Origin of the sequence: Legionella bozemanae, assembly GCF_001648595.1 — a bacterium.
GTDB classification, from domain to species: Bacteria; Pseudomonadota; Gammaproteobacteria; order Legionellales; family Legionellaceae; genus Legionella; species Legionella bozemanae.
In genome coordinates this window covers 33623-52147 of record NZ_LBAW01000016.1, presented here as the reverse complement: position 1 = coordinate 52147, position 18525 = coordinate 33623, and the positions used below count along the sequence as shown (strand labels likewise).

Below are 18525 nucleotides of genomic sequence, written 5' to 3'. Positions count from 1 at the left end.
AGGGGAATCCATAACCCGGGAATACCTCTTCTCTGCAAACAACTCCCGAGATTCGGGTTTCGGCTTTTACCTAGAATATGTTGAGATCTTCATGACAAAACCATCTACATTTCAGGATATTATTCTCACTTTGCAGCAATATTGGGCTGCTCAAGGATGTGTCATTTTACAACCCTTTGATATGGAAGTTGGTGCGGGTACTTTCCATCCGGCCACTTTCTTGCGGGCAATAGGGCCTGAACCCTGGTCGGCTGCTTATGTACAGCCTTCCCGAAGACCTACTGATGGTCGTTATGGGGATAACCCAAATCGTGTACAACATTATTATCAATTTCAAGTAGTGCTCAAGCCTTCTCCTCTAGATATACAAGATAAATATTTGGATTCCTTACGTGCACTGGGAGTGGATCCTTTAGCAGATGACATTCGTTTTGTTGAAGACAACTGGGAGTCGCCTACTTTAGGCGCGTGGGGTTTAGGATGGGAGGTTTGGCAAAACGGTATGGAAGTATCCCAATTTACCTATTTCCAACAAGCAGGTGGTTTGGTGTGTGCGCCGGTCACTGGTGAATTGACTTATGGTTTGGAACGTTTGGCAATGTATATATTAGGAGTGGATAATTTATTTGATCTTCCCTGGAGCAATACTGCTAATGGCACAATAACTTATGGTAATGTGTTCCATCAAAATGAAGTGGAAATGTCCGCTTATAACTTTGAACATGCCAATGTAGAAGAATTATTTAAACAATTTGATTATTATGAGAGTGAGGCACAAAAACTGATCGCGTTACAATTACCACTTCCTGCTTATGAAATGGTAATTAAAGCATCCCACTCATTTAACTTGCTCGATGCTCGCAAAGCGATATCCGTTACTGAAAGACAGCGTTATATTTTACGCGTAAGGCATTTATCAAGAGCAGTAGCGCAGGCTTATTATCAAGCACGCGAAGCTTTGGGTTTTCCTATGCTTAACCAGAAGGTGTGTGATGGTCAATGATTTTATTTTTGAATTGGGTTGTGAAGAGTTGCCTTCTGGTTCAGTTTGGCCTTTGGCTGATGAGTTTGCTAATCAATTATTGGCTGCATTGGATAAAGCACAATTAAGCTATGGACAAGTAAAGCGTTTTGCAACACCAAGGCGTATCGCAATTACTATTTTTGATTTGCAAGAAGAGCAAAAAAGCCAGATTGTTACCCGTCGAGGCCCTGCATTAGCTGCTGCTTACGATAAAGAGGACAAACCAACACCTGCTTTACTTGGCTTTGCCAAATCATGTGGTGTAGAAGTGGAACAACTTTCCCGAATAGAAACAGAAAAAGGGGATTGGATTGTCTATGAAACGCAAAGCCAAGGTAATAAAACCAAAGATTTGCTACCGGCTTTAATTAGTCAATCCTTGACTGCTTTGCCGATTGCTAAACCCATGCGTTGGGGAGCAGGAGATGAAGAGTTTGCGCGACCTGTGCATTGGGTTGTAATGCTGTATGGTGACAAGGTAATTGAGCATACTCTTTTGGGAATTCAAAGTGACCGTAACAGTAGAGGACACCGTTTCCATCATCCACAACACGTCGTAATTAACTCGGCACAAAGTTATGAATCACAAATGAAGGAAGCTTTTGTTATTGCTGATTTTGCAACCAGAAAGCAAATGATTAAAAAACAAATTGAAGAGTTAGCAGCGTCCATTCAGGCTACAGTAATCATGCCCGAAGATTTGCTTGATGAAGTGACTTCAATTGTCGAATGGCCTCAGGCTTTAATGGCTGATTTTGAAAAAGAATTTCTTGAGGTTCCTGCTGAATCTTTAATTGCTTCAATGCAATCACATCAAAAATGTTTTGCTTTAAAGGATAACCAAGGGAAATTGCTACCCCATTTTATTACGGTTTCGAACATTGTCAGTAGCAATCCAAAACAAGTTATTTTAGGGAATGAAAAAGTGATGCGAGCGCGTTTAAGTGATGCAGCATTCTTTTTTCGACAAGATAAAAAACTGCCTTTAAGTCAGCGTATTTCGGGTACAGAACACGTTGTTTTTCAAGCCAAACTAGGAAGTTTACAGGATAAAGCGTTACGGATTGAGGCGTTAATGACTTATTTAAGCCCTGCTATGCATTTGAACATACAACAGGCACAACGTGCAGCGCAGTTAAGCAAATGTGATTTGTTGACAGGAATGGTTGGTGAATTTCCTGAGTTGCAGGGATTAATGGGATATTATTACGCCCTCAATGATGGCGAGGATCAAATTGTTGCCCAAGCTTTAAATGAACAATATATGCCGCGTTTTGCTGCGGACAGTTTACCTGAGTCTGATTTGGGGTTGGCATTATCTTTAGCAGACCGGATCGATACTTTGGTTGGTATTTTTGGTATAGGGCAAAAGCCTTCAGGGGTAAAAGATCCGTTTAAGTTACGTCGTCATGCTTTAGCTGTTGTCCGTTTACTTATTGCAACACCAGCACAACTCAATTTAAGCACATTAATTGAACAAGCAATTATTCATTATGGCAACCTGATAACTATTGAGCCTAATTTACAGAGTGAATTGAAATCTTTTATTCTGGAGCGTTTGCAATCTCATTACCAAAGCCAAGGACTGAGTATTGATTTGGTACATGCGGTACGAGCTCGCCAAGAGGATTGGCTGTATGATTTGGACAAGCGTTTGAGTGCGCTGCAATTGTTTGTGAAACTGCCGGAAGCAGCTTCTCTTTCTGCTGCATGCAAGCGCGTGAATAATCTGCTTTCTCAAGCAGGCAGACAAAGTTTGTCAGCTGTTAATGAACAACTTTTTGAAGAGGAACCGGAGAAGTTTTTATATGTTCATATTAATCAAATTGCACGAGCGGTAGAACCTTTGTATCGCTCTGCTGATTATGGACTACTACTTAAATTACTTGCCAGCCTGAAAGAACCGGTAGATCTTTTCTTTGATAAAGTAATGGTCATGGTGGAGAATCCAGCAATAAAAGCTAATCGTTTAGCACTTCTGGCACGATTGCAGGAGTTGTTGCAAGGAGTTGCGGATATTTCTTTATTACAGATTGGGTAATACAGTACGTAGCCTGGGTGCAGCGCAGCGGAACCCGGGATTTATGGGGATGGATAAAACGCTCAACCCCGGGTTCCGCTGCGCTGCACCCAGGCTACAATTCTACAATTTTATATTTTTTGTGGTTTAAATATGTTGAATATTTCAGCTGTAGGTTATGAGCATGAAGACCTACACGATAAAGCAAAGGCAATTGCAAAACAATTGAATTTTATTTTAGACAAAAATGCAAGTGCTTGTCTCTTTGTTACTGAAAATCAACTGTCATTAAAAATAGCTGGTTTTTCCCCAATCTCTGCTGAGTTCGGTGCCGCTTTTTGGAGTAAAAGAAAATCTGAGGGGAAAAAGCAAGGATTAGTCCGTGCCTGCAAACCTTCTCCCGGCCTTAAAATTATTGATGCAACTGCGGGTTGGGGGCGCGATTCCGCCATTTTAGCCAGTTTTGGTGCTGAAGTATTAATGTTTGAACGTCATCCTGTTATGGCTTCTTTATTGTCAGATGCTTTAATTCGCAGAAATGAGTTAGAGCAACATCCACTGCATTTGATACTTCATGCTGGGGATGCTTATTCCTATTTGAGCTCCTTAGCAGAACAAGACTACCCTGACGTTATTTACATTGATCCCATGCACCCGGAACGTAGTAAATCGGCATTGGTAAAAAAAGAAATGCAAGCATTACAACAAATAATCGGTGCTGATGAAGACGCACTCGAACTCATTCAATTGGCGATAACTCGGACGAAGCAAAAAGTAGTAGTAAAATGGCCGCAAAAAATAAAACCTTTATTGCCTGAAAATGCAGCTATAGAGGGAAAAACAGTACGGTTTGATATTTATTTTTCTAATTTGCGGCAATTGTAGCCTGGGTGCAGCGCAGCGAAACCCGGGATTCAGGACTATTTCTCCCGGGTTTCGCTGCGCTGCACCCAGGCTACAATACTAACCAAATTCCGCGAGTTCTTCTCGGAGGCGTTTTTCTTCAAATAAGTCTTCTATTCTTCTTCTTCGTTCCAATTTAGTTGAAGGATTTGTTTCCGAAGGTAGGAGTGTATCAACACCCAACTCTTCCATGTCGTTCACGTCTTCTTCAAATTCACGAGTATCCATAGCTATCTCCTTAGCCTAACCCGTAGTTAATCTTATAAAATAACAGAAATTAAGTTGGGGGAATAGTGGAATTTTTTGACCATGTTTTGAGAAGTGATCGAAGCGTGAATACCTGGTTTAATTTAAAAAATCAAAAAACCAGGATTTGTAGTTAACCGGTAATACCCTTTACCACTTGTTCGTGCTCAGCTTCTTGTTTATGTACTTTTTCTTGTTCATCTTCTATTTCTTTCTGCGTTTTACCTGCCATTCTTGCCAGAACCCTGCCATCATCGATTTCTTTGCGATATTGCTGAGTGAGTTTTTCTGAAGGTTCTTGTCGAGGCGCATCTTTAAGTAAGTTACTAATTTTTTGACGTTTTTCAGCTGCTTTTTCATGAAGTAACCTCAACTCGCTAGCAGAGAAGATTTCTTCGGGCTTAATTTCCTTGCCAGATCCATCTTTTAGATGAATACCTCTTACTTGCTCTTTTTCATCTTTCTTTTCTTCTCCAGGTAGTGGACCTGGCTCAAAGCCTGCTTCGAGTGCCGCTTCATAAGCTTGTCTTGCTCTTTGTTTTCGAGTCTTCTCATCTTCGAAATTAATAGTCATGGTGATTGAATCAAAGCCAGAGGCTCTTACTGCTTGAGCCATAGTCAACATGTCTACCTTGGGCAATTCTTTATTACTTAAATAGTAAAAGGGAGATAAGATGCGGGATGGCATAGTTGCAGTCCAAAGACCGGGTTCGCCATCTTTCCCTTTGGTATGGTGCAGCTTTTTACCTGATAAGGAAATGATAAAATTTAAATCTTCTGGATTTATGGCGGAGATTGTACCTTTTTCACAATCTACATAAGCGCGTGTATTTCTAGTTGGCGCTTCCATACCTCGTCTTTTAAGACTCTCCGCCCTTGCCAGTGCCATTTCCCGCTCCATTTCATCTCTTTGGGAGGAGCTGAGTTGATCTTGCCAACTTTCCAATTGACCAGTGAAGATAAGACGTTTTTTTTCAAGAGCAGAGGCTTTATCGAGTATAGTCAGGTTTGCTTTTGCCGAGTCGTTAAATGCAGTAAGTTGATCTGTATGGTTTTTTTCCATCTCTGCTATTAAATCTTTTTTTATTTTTTCTACTTCATCAGGAGTTTTGCCTAAGGCTTTTTCGATTTTTTTTGAAAATTCAGGGGTATTAAGTTCAGCTTTAAAATCTTCTAGTTCTTTTTTTTGCTGAGCTTCTATCGCTTTTCTACCCCTCTGATTAATTTGTTCAAGATAGCCTCGAATTTGCTCTACGGAAAGCTCAGGGATTTGGTTGACCCGTTTTTTAAAGAACTCCATTGAATCTTTATATGTTTCTTGAGCGTCTGTATAAAACTTTTGAGGTTTCAATAGTCCTTCGAGTTTTGTTCTAACTTCTTTTTTCTCAGCAGGATCATCTCCTTGGATTAGTTTTGCAAAGGTATCTTCCTTTTCTGAACCTACTTGTGTTTTAAAACCTGAAAAATCTTGGATTCGCTTATCAGCATGAGCCTTAAAAGCCCCAGCCCCCATGTCTTTAGCTACGTCTTGAGTTAACCCAATAGAGTCGCGGTATTTTTGATAAATTCTTTCCTGTTCTTCGGGACTAAATTGATCCAAAAATCTTCTAGATTTTAATATATTATAAAATGCTTGTCTAAATGAAGGCATAGAATGGTACCTCAGGAGCTCTTTTTTATAAAGTATAACACTTTTATGAAGTATAACACTTATTCATTAAGATAGGATTAGGCCTAAATGGTAAGGATTGTTAAGATTGGGTAAACAAATCGCTCTTTTTTACCGCTTATTGTGCTTTATGCATGACATGAACAGATAAATGCTCGGCTAATCTTGCTTAAAACAAGCGCAGGCTGAGCTGTATGCTATGGCTGTCAAGCTAAGAGCATTTACTATTTCATTTTACTCAATTTGCAAGTAATTCTGTCATCCTCGAGTAGGGGATCCGTTTTTATATTGGCAATGTGCTTCATCATGGATGAGTTCTTGCCCTCACAGGAATGACAATGTCTTCTTTCTGTTAATTTGATGGTCACCCAATATATGTTGATGTTCGCGAGAGCGGTACGATGAGGATTGGAACAAAGGAAACCTATTTTAAAACCCCGGGTGACGGCTTTGCCTTCACCCGGGTTATATAAAAAATCTAAATAGATTCTACCAGGCAGGAATAGCGGAGTCTCCAAATAAAGTTTTAGCTTTTTCTTTAACCTCTTCAGAGTTTAATGCCTTAACAAAAAGCTCCAGTTGTTCTTTTTTAGGAGTGTTACTGCGAATGACGATGATATTGGCATAAGGTGAGTTCTTATCTTCAGTAAATAAAGCATCACGTGAAGGATTCAGACCTGCAGGCAAGGCAAAGGTTGTATTGATTACTGCTGCATCCACATCGGGTAAAACTCTTGGCAATTGTGCGGCATCCATTTCCTTGAATTGCAGGTGATGTGGATTTGTTGCAATATCTTTTAGACCCGTATTTTCAGTCGGTTTTAAGGTAATCAATTGTGCTTTTTCCAATAATTGCAGTGCTCGCATTTCATTGCTGGGGTCATTGGGGAGGGCGATTACTGCCTTTTCCGGCAATTGTTGTAGCGAAGTATATTTTTTGGAATAAATTCCCATGGGGTAAACAAATGTTCTACCTATCGCCTCTAAAGTATATCCATGGGCTTTAATAGCTGCATTAAGATAAGGCAAGTGTTGGTAGACATTCGCATCCAAGCTTCCATCTTGTAATGCTTCATTGGGTAAATTGTAATCATTGAAGGTTACAATTTTTATATTTAAGTCGTATTTGTTCTTTGCTACTTCTTTTGCTGTTTCAACCAGTTCAGTTTCAGGACCTGCAATGGTTCCTATTACCAAAGTATTTGGTGAGGGTTTGTTGCATGCAACAAGACTCAATAATAAGACGCAATAAGCTAAAATACGCATTTAATACTCCAAAAAATAATACAGGGTCTGTTTCCATTTCTACTATCTTGGCCAAACTGTTCTGATTTTCTGCGTTTCGATGCTCACATACTCTGTGTATGCTGCGCATCAGTACTCGAAAATCAGACCATTTTAGCTCAAGCTAGCGAAATGGAAACAGACCGACCCTAGTTATGTAAAAAACGTTTTGCTAAATAATCTCCGGCCATTTGAATCAGTTGTACCATCACAATCAAAATAATTACTGTGGATATCATGACTCCGGCATCAAAACGTTGGTAACCATAGTTAATTGCTAAAGTACCCAAGCCGCCAGCACCGACGGTTCCTGCCATTGCTGAATAATTGACTAAAGTAATCGCTGTAACAGTAATAGCATGAATTAACCCGGGCTTCGCTTCGGGTAATAAAATGTGCATGATAATTTGTTGGGTGTTTGCACCCATTGCATAACCCGTTTCGATAAGGCCTGAAGGCAAGCTACGATAAACATTATCTACCAATCTAGCAAAAAAGGGTGTTGCACCTAGAGTAAGAGGTACTATCGCTGCATTCATTCCAATTGAAGTACCCACTATAAGCCGGGTGAATGGAATAATTGCTACTAATAAAATAATAAAAGGTATGGAGCGTGCCATGTTAATGAAGGCAGATAATGCCTTATACACTTTAGGCATTGGTTTAATATGACTGGACGAATAAAGCCAGGTTCCTAAAGGTAAGCCGAGTATAATTGCAAATAAAGTACTGATGGCTACCATATACAGTGTTTCGTATGTTGCAATGAATAAATCATATGCCATTGGGAAGGACATAACCTAAAACCTCCACAGTTAAATTGGCTTGTTCACAGCGTTCAATGAATGCTTCAAGTAAAAATTGATGTGCAGTTAACTCAACAACTACAACGCCACAGGTTACTGTATCATAACGATCTATATTGGCGAGCAAGATGTTAATGTCTAGATTTAACTCACGACTTGTTTGACTAATAAACGGTACTGTTGCTTCTTCACCCTGGAAGAATAAGCGCAGTAAAGGTTTATCAGTTATGTAATCTGCGAGTCTTTTAGTAAGACATTCAGGTAATTGTGGACTGAGCTGCGCATAAAGCATATTTCGAGCCAGACTATCTTTTTTATTAAATACATTAGCAAGGGCGGTAGTTTCAACCAACTCGCCATCAACCATTACCGCCAACCGGTTACAAATTCGTTTCACTACATCCATTTCATGAGTGATAAGGATTATAGTGATGCCATAAAGCGCATTAATTTTTTTTAGCAGCGCTAAAATAGAATCGGTTGTTTCGGGGTCTAATGCTGAGGTTGCCTCATCGCAAAGCAGAATTTTAGGAGAGCAGCTTAAGGCACGAGCAATAGCAACTCTTTGTTTTTGTCCCCCGCTGAGTTGTGCGGGGTATGCCAGCTTTTTATCGGTTAATTCGACAATTGGCAGTAATTCTTCAATTTTATTCCGAATGGCTTCTTCATCAATTCCTTGAATGCGCATGGGAAGGGCAATGTTGTCATAAACATTTTTCGAGTTGAGTAAATTGAACTGTTGAAAAATCATTGCCATTTTGTGCCGGGCTAAAGCCAAATCTTTTCTTGAAAGACTTGTCAAATATTGGTTATCAATGATGACATGACCTTCATCAGGCCGTTCTAGAAGATTAATACATCTTAATAAGGTTGATTTACCTGCACCACTTTTACCAATGATTCCGAAAATTTCACCTTCTTGGATAAATAGATTAATGTCACGCAGAACAGATTTACCCGAAAAGGATTTGGATAATCCACTTAATTCAATCATTATTATAACCTGAGATTATGCGTGCGGGCGGAGACTTAGAGGAATGTAATCATATCCGCTTTAGCCGTATTTTCAAAAAAGAGCCCCTTTTTTGAGCGTCCGCAAGCTGAATTTCAAATCGACGCCATTGCAACATTATACACAAATTGTTGGCATAAACAACGTAACGTCTTCTGATTTTAGTGATATTTTGATGTTTTTAAGGAATAAAGTAGTCTGGGTGCAGCGCAGCGGAACCCGGGTTTCTAAATCTGAATAAAATTTCTAAACACGGGTTCCGCTGCACCCAGATTATTTTTTATTTTTGTAATTCTTCGCGATTTTTAAAATAATCTAATGCCTTAGGGTTTGCCAGAGATTGCAAATTATTTACAGGTAAACCATGAACAACTTGTCTGACCGCTACCTCTACTATTTTGCCGCTAATTGTTCTTGGAATATCTTCAACTTGCAGTATTTTCGCTGGTACGTGTCTTGGTGAGGCGTTCTGACGAATCGTTAAACGTATTTTATTGATTAACTCTTCCGTAAGCTGCATGTTGTCACGCAGTTTAACAAACAAAACGATACGCACATCATCTTGCCAATCTTGACCAATTACAATGCTGTCGACCACTTCATCTATTTTTTCTACTTGTCTATAAATTTCAGCGGTACCAATACGCACACCTCCAGGATTTAAAACAGCATCGGAGCGCCCATAAATGATTAATCCATTGTGAGCGGTAATTTCTGCAAAATCACCATGAGCCCATACTCCAGGAAACCGTTCGAAATAAGCGCGTTGATATGTGGTTCTTTCGGGATCATTCCAAAAACCTACAGGCATGGACGGGAAGGGAGCTGTACAGACTAATTCTCCGCGCTCTTCACGAACGGGATGTCCTTCCTCATCAAATACATCAACAGCCATACCAAGACCAAGGCATTGCAATTCGCCTCTGTAAATTGGAAGCATTGGATTACCTAAGGCAAAACAAGAAATGATGTCTGTACCGCCTGAAATAGAACAAAGCTGCACATCCTCTTTGATTTGTTCGTACACGTAATCATAGTTTTTAGGTAGAAGTGGTGAGCCTGTAGAGAGAATGCAGCGTAAGTGAGTTAAATCAAACTCTTCTTTGGGTTTAACTCCTGCTTTTTCTACAGAAGAGATAAATTTGGCACTGGTGCCAAAAACAGTGACCTGTTCTTCCTCAATTAATTCGAATAAACGATTACTTTCAGGGTAAGTCGGGGAGCCTTCATATAAAGTAAGTGTTGCTCCTAAGGCAAGTGCAGAAACAGTCCAGTTCCACATCATCCATCCACAAGTAGTATAAAAGCATAAGTTGTCCTTAGCTTGCAGATCGGTATGTAATCCTAATTCTTTAATGTGCTGTAATAGGGTTCCACCTGCTCCATGAACGATGCATTTAGGTTTGCCAGTAGTTCCTGATGAGAACATAATGTAAACTGGATGTTCAAAAGGCATGGCAACAAATTCACAGTGATTTGCTGGACGAAGAAAATCCTTCCAATATTGTGCCTTAGGCAGCGCAGAACTATCTATGGACTCGTTTATATTAGGACAAATTACAATTTGGATGAGCGAGCTAATGGCATCATTCAATTGTTTGATTTTTTCCGTCCCGCTATGTTTTTTTCCTTGATATTGATGTCCATCACAGATAAACAATACTTTGGGATCAATTTGTCCTAATCGATCGATTGCAGCTTGAGCGCCAAAATCAGGTGAACAAGAAGACCAGATCGCCCCTAATGAGGTAGTAGCGAGCATAGCAATAATTGTATATGCGGTATTTGGCATCAAAGCAGCTACTCTATCGCCGGCAGTAACTCCAATTGCTTTTAAACCCGCAGCGCATTGTGCGACCAAATCATGTAATTGTTCGTAGCTAATTACTTGTTTTTGGTTGTCTTCATTAAGACTAATTAAAGCTGGATGCTTATCTTTGCGTGATAATAGTTTTTCAGCGAAATTAAATTGCGCCCCAGCAAACCAATGTGCATTTATCATTTCATCATTATGATAGTGATTCAGGATTTGGTATGGTGCAGTATCAAACTGGACATGAAAGAAATCGCAAAGTGTTGGCCAAAATGAGTCAGGATGTTTAATAGACCAGGTATGCAAATCTTGATAATTTTCAAAAACCTGACCGTTTTGTTTGGCAGCGAATTCCATAAATTGCCACATTTTACTTTTTTTAGGATTTTTGGGTTTCCATAAGATGTCATTCATTTCATTCTCTCTTATTTATTACTTTATTTCAGCCAGACTCTATGTAATAGAGGCAGTCTGGGAGAAGACACTTGATAAATGTTCTAATTACAGGGATTTGCTAACATGGCATTCGCGACTTTTGATTGATTTTTACGCCCTAAAATTTTACAGATCATGTCGCCAGCCGTCACAATTTTAAATATATCTACACCTGTATTTATTCCTAAACCATGCATTAAGTATAGGACGTCTTCGGTAGCTACATTACCACTTGCTCCACGTGCATAAGGACAACCACCAAGCCCAGCAACTGAACTATCAAAACGGTGGACACCGTGTTGTAAGGAGGTATAGATATTTGCTATGGCCTGACCATAAGTATCATGAAAATGCATTGCTAATTGGTTCAGTGGCAATAGTTTAAGTACTTGTTCGAGTAATAGATGGGTTTGATATGGCGTCCCAACACCGATAGTATCTCCTAATGAAATTTCATCTACACCCAAATCCAATAGCTTTTTAGTTACTTCAACTACTTTTTCGGGAGCTACACTTCCTTCATAAGGACACCCAAGGACACAGGAAATATATCCTCGCACCTTAATGTTTTTTTCTTTTGCTAAAATGAGGACGGGTTTAAAACGAGAAATACTTTCATCGATGGAACACTTTATGTTTCGTTGGTTAAATTGTTCACTTGCTGCAGTAAATACGGCAATTTCTTTAACTCCAGCCTCCAATGCTTTGAGCATGCCGTGCTCATTAGGAACTAATGCAGAATAGTGTATGGATGGGACTTTATCTATGGTACGGAATACTTCATTATGGTCTGCCAGTTGTGGAATTGCTTTTGCAGATACAAAACTCGTTACTTCGATATATTGCAAGCCAGATTCACTGAGTAAATTAATTAATTCAATTTTGTGTTTGCTGGATACAAAAGAAGACTCATTTTGCAAGCCATCACGCGGGCCTACTTCTATAATGGTTACGTTTTGCGGATAGTCCATAATTATCTCTTTTAATTTTCCAGGGTGGCCATATTTTGTTGGTAAAGTGAAAACATGCAATCATGTCCTCTTCTAGGTTAGTTTCGCTTCACACAGCAATTTACTCTAATGACCAAACCTATATTTTAAGAATCTTCTTCACTTAATGACAGTAGTTCTTCTCCTTCATTCACTTGTGCGCCCACAGTATAGAATATATCCAATAAAGTGCCGTCAGTGGGGGCATGAATGGTATGTTCCATTTTCATTGCTTCTAAAATAATTAAACGTTCCCCCGCTTTTACCTTTTCACCGATGTTTTTTAAAATTGCGACTACAGTGGCTGGCATTGGTGCTGTAAGCTGTCCCTTATGGACGTTGGTTTGTGCCCCAATGGTTCCCCAGTTAAACCGTTCAATAGTAATTTGCCCTTGATTCGTATACAAGGTCAACGATTGTTTTTTATTTTCAACTGTAGCATGATGTTTTTGTATCTTTGTTTCAACATAGATTTTATTACCAGTTAAATGAGCATAAATCAAATGCTCCTCTGTGTTGAGTCGAACCTTAAAGTAATTTTTATCAATTGGAGTGATAAATGCTTCAATCAATTCATTTTGATCCTTATAGCGCCATATCCAATGGCTTGATATTTGAGATTGCCAGGCAAAAGCTTCTTGCAATAAGGGATCTCGAAGTGTATTGATGTTGTTTAAATAATCAAAACTCACAGCCATGACTAAAGCTATTTCTTTGTCTGCTGTAGGGAGTTTGATTTCTTCCTGGCTTAAAAAATCGGTACTGATTTTTGCCTGCCTGAATTTAGGATGACGACAAATAGCTTGTAAAAATGGAATGTTCGTCTTGACTCCGCCGATAAAATAGTTGGATAAAGCATGCTCTAATCTGGATAAGGCTTCATTGCGATTATCCCCCCATACGATAAGCTTGGCGATCATGGGGTCATAATACATCGTTATTTGCGATGAAAGTTGCACCCCTGTATCAATGCGTACTCCATCACCAGAAGGTTCTTGCAAAAAGTGAATTTGTCCTATTGATGGAATAAAATCATGATGCGGATCCTCTGCATAGATACGACATTCGATTGCATGACCATGTGCTTGAATTCTATCTTGTGCCATGGGTAACGTTTCATTAGCAGCAATTTTCAACTGCCATGCGACTAAATCAAGTCCAGTGATCATTTCAGTCACTGGATGTTCTACCTGCAATCGAGTGTTCATTTCCATAAAATAGAAGTGTTCTGCATCATCTACTAAAAACTCAACAGTACCTGCGCCACTGTATTTTATAGATCGGGCTACTTCACACGCTGCCTCAGCAAGTTTTTGTCGTAAAGAAACAGATAAATTGGGTGCTGGAGCTTCTTCAATAATTTTTTGGTGTCGCCGTTGAATAGAGCAATCGCGTTCAAATAAATGAACAACATTGCCATGATTGTCTGCCATGATTTGTAATTCAACATGACGCGGATGCAGTACCAGCTTTTCTATAATCATTGTGTCATCGGCAAAACTTGCCATTGATTCACGTTTTGCTCCTGCTAGGGCAGCACTAAACTCTGATTCTTGATGAACAGCACGCATCCCTTTCCCACCGCCTCCATTGGCCGCTTTGAGTAGGACAGGAAATCCTATTTTTTTTGCTTCAGCCAGTAATTTATCTTCCGCTTGTTCGCTGCCATGATAGCCTGGGGTTAATGGAACTTTGGTTTTTTCCAGTAATTGTTTGGCTATTTGTTTGGAGGCCATTGCTTCCATTGCTTCAACTGAAGGACCAATAAAAACAATATCCGCCTCTTTACATGCCTTGGCAAATTCAGGGTTTTCAGATAAAAATCCATAACCGGGATGAATGGCTTGTGCTCCACACTCCTTGGCAATATGAATAATGTTAGCGATATTCAGATAGCTGTCTTTAGCAGGCGCATCGCCAACAAAATATGCACTGTCAGCACTGCGTACATGCAGACTGTCTTTATCAACCGAGGAATAAATAGCCACCGTATGGATGCCCATTGAGCGAGCAGTTTTGATAATTCTGCATGCAATTTCACCGCGGTTGGCAATAAGAATTTTATTAAACATTAGTGCCTCATTAATTTTTACTTTTATAACCACTTATACTCATCTAATGGAGCCCAAGTGCTTTGTAGCCTGGGTGCAGCGCAGCGGAACCCGGGTTTTCCTATCAAAAATTCCCCGGGTTCCGCTGTGCTGCACCCAGGCTACTATTACTCAGGGGGGTAAAAGCTTTAATCCCAGTTTGGTGTTTCTTTCTTTAAAAATGCATTAAGCCCTTGTTGGCCTTCAGCCGATACTCTTTTTTGAGCGATTAAGGAAGCAGTGTAATAAACAAGCTCTTCATTTATTTTTTTATTTACTACATAGCTTGCCAGTTGTTTTGATGCTCTGACTGCGTTGGGTGCGTTGTTACTGATTTGTTTTGCATAATTCAGTGTAAATTCCAACAAGCTTTCTTCAGGGACACAGTGTTGTACTAAATGTAATGACAATGCCTTAGCTGCATCAAAAACCTCAGCACTCATAAATAACGCTTTAGCACTGCGTTCGCCAATGGCTTGCACCACGTATGGGCTAATTACTGCCGGTATAAGGCCCAATTTAACTTCTGAAAAACAAAAACGTGCTGATTGGGAAGCTATAGTAATATCACATGCTGCTGCAAGTCCTGCTCCACCACCAAAAGCAGAGCCATGCACCATAGCTACAGTGGGTTTAGGGCTTTTATTGAGAGCGTACATCAGATTACCAAGCACCATGGCATCCTTTAAATTTTCTTCTTCATTATAATGCGCCATGCTTTGCATCCAGGCTAAATCAGCGCCTGCAGAAAAATGTTTGCCATTTGCTTTGAGCACTATGACACGAACATTAGAATTGGCAATAGCAGCATCAAGCTGATGGTGTATCTCACTTAAAAGCTGATTGTCAAAAGCATTGTGTTTACTCACACGATTTAAAGTGAGTAAGCACAAGTGATCCTGAATTTCATACAACAAATCACTCACTGCGTGCTCCTTACATGCGAAATACGCCAAAGCGCGTTGATTCAATAGGGGCATTTAATGCGGCTGATAACCCTAGTCCTAATACTTTACGTGTATCCTGAGGGGCAATAACTCCATCATCCCACAATCGGGCACTGGCATAATAAGGATTTCCTTGCGCTTCATATTGGGAACGTAATTGCTCTTTAAAACGCTCTTCCTCTTCCACAGGCCAATCACTTCCTTGCTTTGCCAGTTTCTCTCTATTAACTTGTGCCAAAACATTAGCAGCCTGTTCTCCTCCCATGACTGAAATGCGCGCGTTAGGCCAAGACCAGAGAAAATTAGGATTATAGGCACGCCCGCACATAGCATAGTTCCCTGCACCAAAACTACCACCAACGATCACTGTAAATTTAGGAACATTGGCATTGGCAACAGCGGTTACCATTTTGGCACCATTTTTGGCAATGCCGGAGGCTTCATATTTAGAACCAACCATAAAACCAGTAATATTTTGCAGAAACAACAAAGGAATTTTACGTTGGCAACAAAGTTCTATAAAGTGGGTTCCTTTCAAGGCACTTTCGCTAAATAAAATGCCATTATTTGCAATAATTCCTATGGGATAACCGTATAAACGTGCGAAGCCACAAACCAATGTTGTGCCAAAGAGTGCTTTAAACTCATCAAACTCAGAACCGTCAACGATGCGTGCAATAATTTCTCGAATATCAAAAGGTTTCCGGTGGTCAGTAGGTACTATGCCATTTAATTCTTTACTGTCGTAGAGTGGTTCTACAGTTTCAATCCGGGTTAATTGCTGCGGTTTTTTACGATTTAAATTACTAATAGTGGTTCGTGCTATATGAAGTGCATGAGCATCATGTTCGGCATAGTGATCTGCTACGCCTGAATGCCGGCAATGGACCTCTGCACCGCCTAATTCTTCAGCGCTGATGACTTCACCTGTTGCCGCTTTGACAAGAGGTGGGCCACCAAGAAAAATCGTGGCTTGATTTTTAACCATAATGGATTCGTCGGCCATTGCCGGAACATAAGCACCACCAGCAGTGCAAGAGCCCATAACTACTGCAATTTGTGGAATATTTTGCGCAGATAATCGCGCTTGATTGTAAAAGACGCGTCCAAAATGATTGTGATCAGGAAATACTTCATCCTGAAGGGGCAAGAAGGCTCCTCCGGAATCTACGAGGTAAATGCAGGGCAAATGATTTATTAGTGCGATTTCTTGTGCTCTTAGGTGTTTTTTTACGGTTAATGGATAGTAAGTCCCACCTTTTACTGTAGCATCATTTACAACAATAACACACTCAATACCCGAAACCCAGCCGATCCCTGTAATAATCCCTGCGGCAGGGACTACATCATCATATACTTGATACGCTGCAAGTTGTGATAACTCAAGGAAAGGACTTCCAGGATCAAGTAATTGCTGCAATCGTTCTCTTGGCAATAATTTACCATGTTTTAAATGACGGACACGTGCTTTTTCATCGCCACCTAAAGCAATGCATTGAATTCGATTGTGTAACTCATCCACTAAGGCTTGCATGGCTGTTTGGTTTTCTTTGAATTCTTGACTACTTGTATTGATTTGACTAATTAATTTTGCCATGCCTGTTCCTTATCGTAGTACTAAAATATCGCTTAAAACAATGATTGTCCAAATAATCCAAGTAATGGCAATAAAGTGAGGCATATTGCCTCCTTTGATGAACTTGTAAATAAGCGCTGGGACAGCAGTAATCATTACAGGTAATATGACAAGAACCAAAATTTTGCGAACTACAAGCCCCCAGCCCGTTTGGCTGAATATAGGGGTCAATTTTAAATTAACGTAGGTGAAAAACATATCAACATAAACAATAACAAGATGCGCGTATTTTGCGAATAATACTACCAAAATACTCAGTAACAGGTAGATAAGACTGTGTCGTAGCATGAACTTCCTTTTTTGTAAGTGCTCAGCCCCTCAGGGAACGGCTGTATTTGGCACAACTTGCGCTCAAACCCAACCGTTCGAGTAAACATTAGCATAAGGACCTGAGCTATTACCTTTATTTATATGAAGATCCCCTATTCTATTTATGGAAGAGGGGGGCTTTGTGTTTTAAATTAATTCAATTGCCATAGCAGTTGCTTCACCACCACCAATACACAATGAAGCGACACCGCGTTTTTTTCCTTGATGCTTTAGAGCGTGTATTAAAGTTACTAAAATACGCGCACCGGATGCACCAATTGGATGGCCCAAAGCACAAGCTCCGCCGTGAATATTAACTTGTTCCGGGTTTAATTCAAGTTGTGTCATAGCTGCCATTGTTACTACAGCAAATGCTTCATTTATTTCATAAAGATCCACATCATTTTGTTTCCAGGATGCTTTATTCATGACTTTGCGAATGGCATCTACTGGCGCTGTAGTAAACCACTCTGGCGCTTGTGAATGACTTGCATGAGCAACAATGCGGGCAATAGGTTGAATACCGCGTTTTTCAGCCTGGCCAGCACTCATTAAAATCAAACTTGCTGCACCATCAGATATAGAGCTTGAATTGGCTGCAGTAACGGTTCCGTCTGCTTTAAAAGCGGGTTTTAATTGGGATATTTTAGCGATTTTTGCAGCATCAGGACCTTCATCCACATTCACTGTAATATCACCCTTACGTGTATTAATCGTTACCGGAGTAATTTCTTCTTTAAAAGCCCCATTTTCTATTGCTTCAAGTGCTCTGCTCATGGAGCGAGTAGCAAATTCATCCTGCTGATCCCTGCTAAAATGAAAGTGATTCGCTGTGGCTTCTGCGAAAACCCCCATTAATTTTCCTCTATCATAGGCATCTTCTAATCCATCAAGGAACATATGATCCTTCAATTCACCATGTCCTAGTCGGTACCCTGAGCGTGCCTTACTCAATAGATAAGGTGCATTACTCATGCTTTCCATACCACTTGCAAGGATAATATTTGCAGTGCCTGCTCGAATTAAGTCATGGGCTAACATAACCGCTTTCATTCCTGAACCACACATTTTATTTATTGTGGTTGCTCCAGAAGAGCTGGGCAATCCTGCCTTAATTGCTGCTTGTCGTGCTGGAGCTTGACCAATTCCTGCTTGCAAGACACAACCACTGATTACTTCATCTATTTCTGCGGGGCTAATTCCTGCTTGAGATAGGGCAGCCATATGTGCAATTGCACCTAACTCTGGAGCTGAAAGAGTTGATAAATTTCCCAACATGGCTCCCATAGGAGTTCTTTTTGCCGCAACGATTACTATGTCATTCTGTTCCATTTTCATTTTT

The 18525-nt window shown here is 40.1% G+C and carries 15 protein-coding genes; 3 read left to right on the top strand and 12 right to left on the bottom strand.

Features of this window, described 5'->3' with window-relative positions; translation table 11 throughout:
- Positions 1–91 precede the first annotated feature (91 nt).
- The 3 genes from glyQ to A8O27_RS12325 all read left to right on the top strand — a co-directional run bounded on the left by glyQ (position 92) and on the right by A8O27_RS12325 (position 3929).
- Entirely contained in the window at positions 92–1003 is a 912-nt protein-coding gene (glyQ, locus tag A8O27_RS12335; protein ID WP_058459112.1) for a glycine--tRNA ligase subunit alpha, read from the top strand.
- On the top strand, positions 993–3065 hold the full coding sequence (glyS, locus tag A8O27_RS12330; RefSeq protein WP_058459113.1) for a glycine--tRNA ligase subunit beta: 2073 nt from the start codon (positions 993–995) through the stop codon (positions 3063–3065). Before glyQ ends, glyS begins: the two co-directional genes overlap by 11 nt.
- A 132-nt stretch (positions 3066–3197) precedes the next feature.
- Complete coding sequence (locus tag A8O27_RS12325; protein WP_058459114.1) at positions 3198–3929, top strand: class I SAM-dependent methyltransferase; 732 nt, start codon at positions 3198–3200, stop codon at positions 3927–3929.
- 78 nt (positions 3930–4007) lie between these two features.
- On the opposite strand, the gene A8O27_RS19045 is transcribed toward A8O27_RS12325, so the two are convergent.
- From A8O27_RS19045 to A8O27_RS12270, 12 genes are all read right to left on the bottom strand, one after another.
- The gene (locus A8O27_RS19045; RefSeq protein ID WP_165483270.1) at positions 4008–4175 is read right to left on the bottom strand and encodes a PA3496 family putative envelope integrity protein; all 168 of its coding nucleotides are present in this window, start codon (positions 4173–4175) and stop codon (positions 4008–4010) included.
- A gap of 151 nt (positions 4176–4326) precedes the next feature.
- Positions 4327–5844 (bottom strand): hypothetical protein, encoded by a 1518-nt coding sequence (locus tag A8O27_RS12320; protein ID WP_058459115.1) that lies wholly within the window; start codon positions 5842–5844, stop codon positions 4327–4329.
- Positions 5845–6351: 507 nt separating this feature from the next.
- On the bottom strand, positions 6352–7128 hold the full coding sequence (locus A8O27_RS12315) for a MetQ/NlpA family ABC transporter substrate-binding protein (RefSeq protein ID WP_058459116.1): 777 nt from the start codon (positions 7126–7128) through the stop codon (positions 6352–6354).
- A 167-nt stretch (positions 7129–7295) separates the two neighbouring features.
- The gene (locus A8O27_RS12310; protein ID WP_058459117.1) at positions 7296–7943 is read right to left on the bottom strand and encodes a methionine ABC transporter permease; all 648 of its coding nucleotides are present in this window, start codon (positions 7941–7943) and stop codon (positions 7296–7298) included.
- Positions 7921–8946 carry a methionine ABC transporter ATP-binding protein gene (locus A8O27_RS12305; RefSeq protein WP_058459118.1) on the bottom strand — a complete coding sequence of 342 codons (1026 nt, stop codon included), beginning with the start codon at positions 8944–8946 and terminating at the stop codon, positions 7921–7923. The genes A8O27_RS12310 and A8O27_RS12305 overlap by 23 nt, the downstream gene beginning before the upstream one ends.
- Before the next feature lie 298 nt (positions 8947–9244).
- The gene (locus tag A8O27_RS12300; RefSeq protein WP_058459119.1) at positions 9245–11191 is read right to left on the bottom strand and encodes an acetoacetate--CoA ligase; all 1947 of its coding nucleotides are present in this window, start codon (positions 11189–11191) and stop codon (positions 9245–9247) included.
- An 83-nt stretch (positions 11192–11274) separates the two neighbouring features.
- A complete protein-coding gene (locus tag A8O27_RS12295) occupies positions 11275–12183 on the bottom strand; it encodes a hydroxymethylglutaryl-CoA lyase (protein WP_058459120.1) in 909 nt (302 codons plus the stop codon).
- Between the two features lie 125 nt (positions 12184–12308).
- A complete protein-coding gene (locus A8O27_RS12290) occupies positions 12309–14273 on the bottom strand; it encodes an acetyl-CoA carboxylase biotin carboxylase subunit (RefSeq protein WP_058459121.1) in 1965 nt (654 codons plus the stop codon).
- 167 nt (positions 14274–14440) lie between these two features.
- Positions 14441–15217, bottom strand: a complete 777-nt coding sequence (locus tag A8O27_RS12285) for an enoyl-CoA hydratase-related protein (RefSeq protein ID WP_058459122.1) — start codon at positions 15215–15217, stop codon at positions 14441–14443.
- 10 nt (positions 15218–15227) lie between these two features.
- Entirely contained in the window at positions 15228–16835 is a 1608-nt protein-coding gene (locus A8O27_RS12280) for a carboxyl transferase domain-containing protein (RefSeq protein ID WP_058459123.1), read from the bottom strand.
- A gap of 9 nt (positions 16836–16844) precedes the next feature.
- Positions 16845–17162, bottom strand: a complete 318-nt coding sequence (locus A8O27_RS12275; protein ID WP_058459124.1) for a hypothetical protein — start codon at positions 17160–17162, stop codon at positions 16845–16847.
- 168 nt (positions 17163–17330) lie between these two features.
- Positions 17331–18515, bottom strand: coding sequence for an acetyl-CoA C-acyltransferase (locus A8O27_RS12270; protein ID WP_058459125.1), 1185 nt, complete (start codon positions 18513–18515; stop codon positions 17331–17333).
- Positions 18516–18525 lie beyond the last annotated feature (10 nt).

Coding starts and splice junctions, on each gene's coding strand:
- glyQ (WP_058459112.1), top strand. CDS start 92: ATGACAAAACCATCTACATTTCAGGATATTATTCTCACTTTGCAGCAA.
- glyS (WP_058459113.1), top strand. CDS start 993: ATGGTCAATGATTTTATTTTTGAATTGGGTTGTGAAGAGTTGCCTTCT.
- A8O27_RS12325 (WP_058459114.1), top strand. CDS start 3,198: ATGTTGAATATTTCAGCTGTAGGTTATGAGCATGAAGACCTACACGAT.
- A8O27_RS19045 (WP_165483270.1), bottom strand. CDS start 4,175: ATGGATACTCGTGAATTTGAAGAAGACGTGAACGACATGGAAGAGTTG.
- A8O27_RS12320 (WP_058459115.1), bottom strand. CDS start 5,844: ATGCCTTCATTTAGACAAGCATTTTATAATATATTAAAATCTAGAAGA.
- A8O27_RS12315 (WP_058459116.1), bottom strand. CDS start 7,128: ATGCGTATTTTAGCTTATTGCGTCTTATTATTGAGTCTTGTTGCATGC.
- A8O27_RS12310 (WP_058459117.1), bottom strand. CDS start 7,943: ATGTCCTTCCCAATGGCATATGATTTATTCATTGCAACATACGAAACA.
- A8O27_RS12305 (WP_058459118.1), bottom strand. CDS start 8,946: ATGATTGAATTAAGTGGATTATCCAAATCCTTTTCGGGTAAATCTGTT.
- A8O27_RS12300 (WP_058459119.1), bottom strand. CDS start 11,191: ATGAATGACATCTTATGGAAACCCAAAAATCCTAAAAAAAGTAAAATG.
- A8O27_RS12295 (WP_058459120.1), bottom strand. CDS start 12,183: ATGGACTATCCGCAAAACGTAACCATTATAGAAGTAGGCCCGCGTGAT.
- A8O27_RS12290 (WP_058459121.1), bottom strand. CDS start 14,273: ATGTTTAATAAAATTCTTATTGCCAACCGCGGTGAAATTGCATGCAGA.
- A8O27_RS12280 (WP_058459123.1), bottom strand. CDS start 16,835: ATGGCAAAATTAATTAGTCAAATCAATACAAGTAGTCAAGAATTCAAA.
- A8O27_RS12275 (WP_058459124.1), bottom strand. CDS start 17,162: ATGCTACGACACAGTCTTATCTACCTGTTACTGAGTATTTTGGTAGTA.
- A8O27_RS12270 (WP_058459125.1), bottom strand. CDS start 18,515: ATGGAACAGAATGACATAGTAATCGTTGCGGCAAAAAGAACTCCTATG.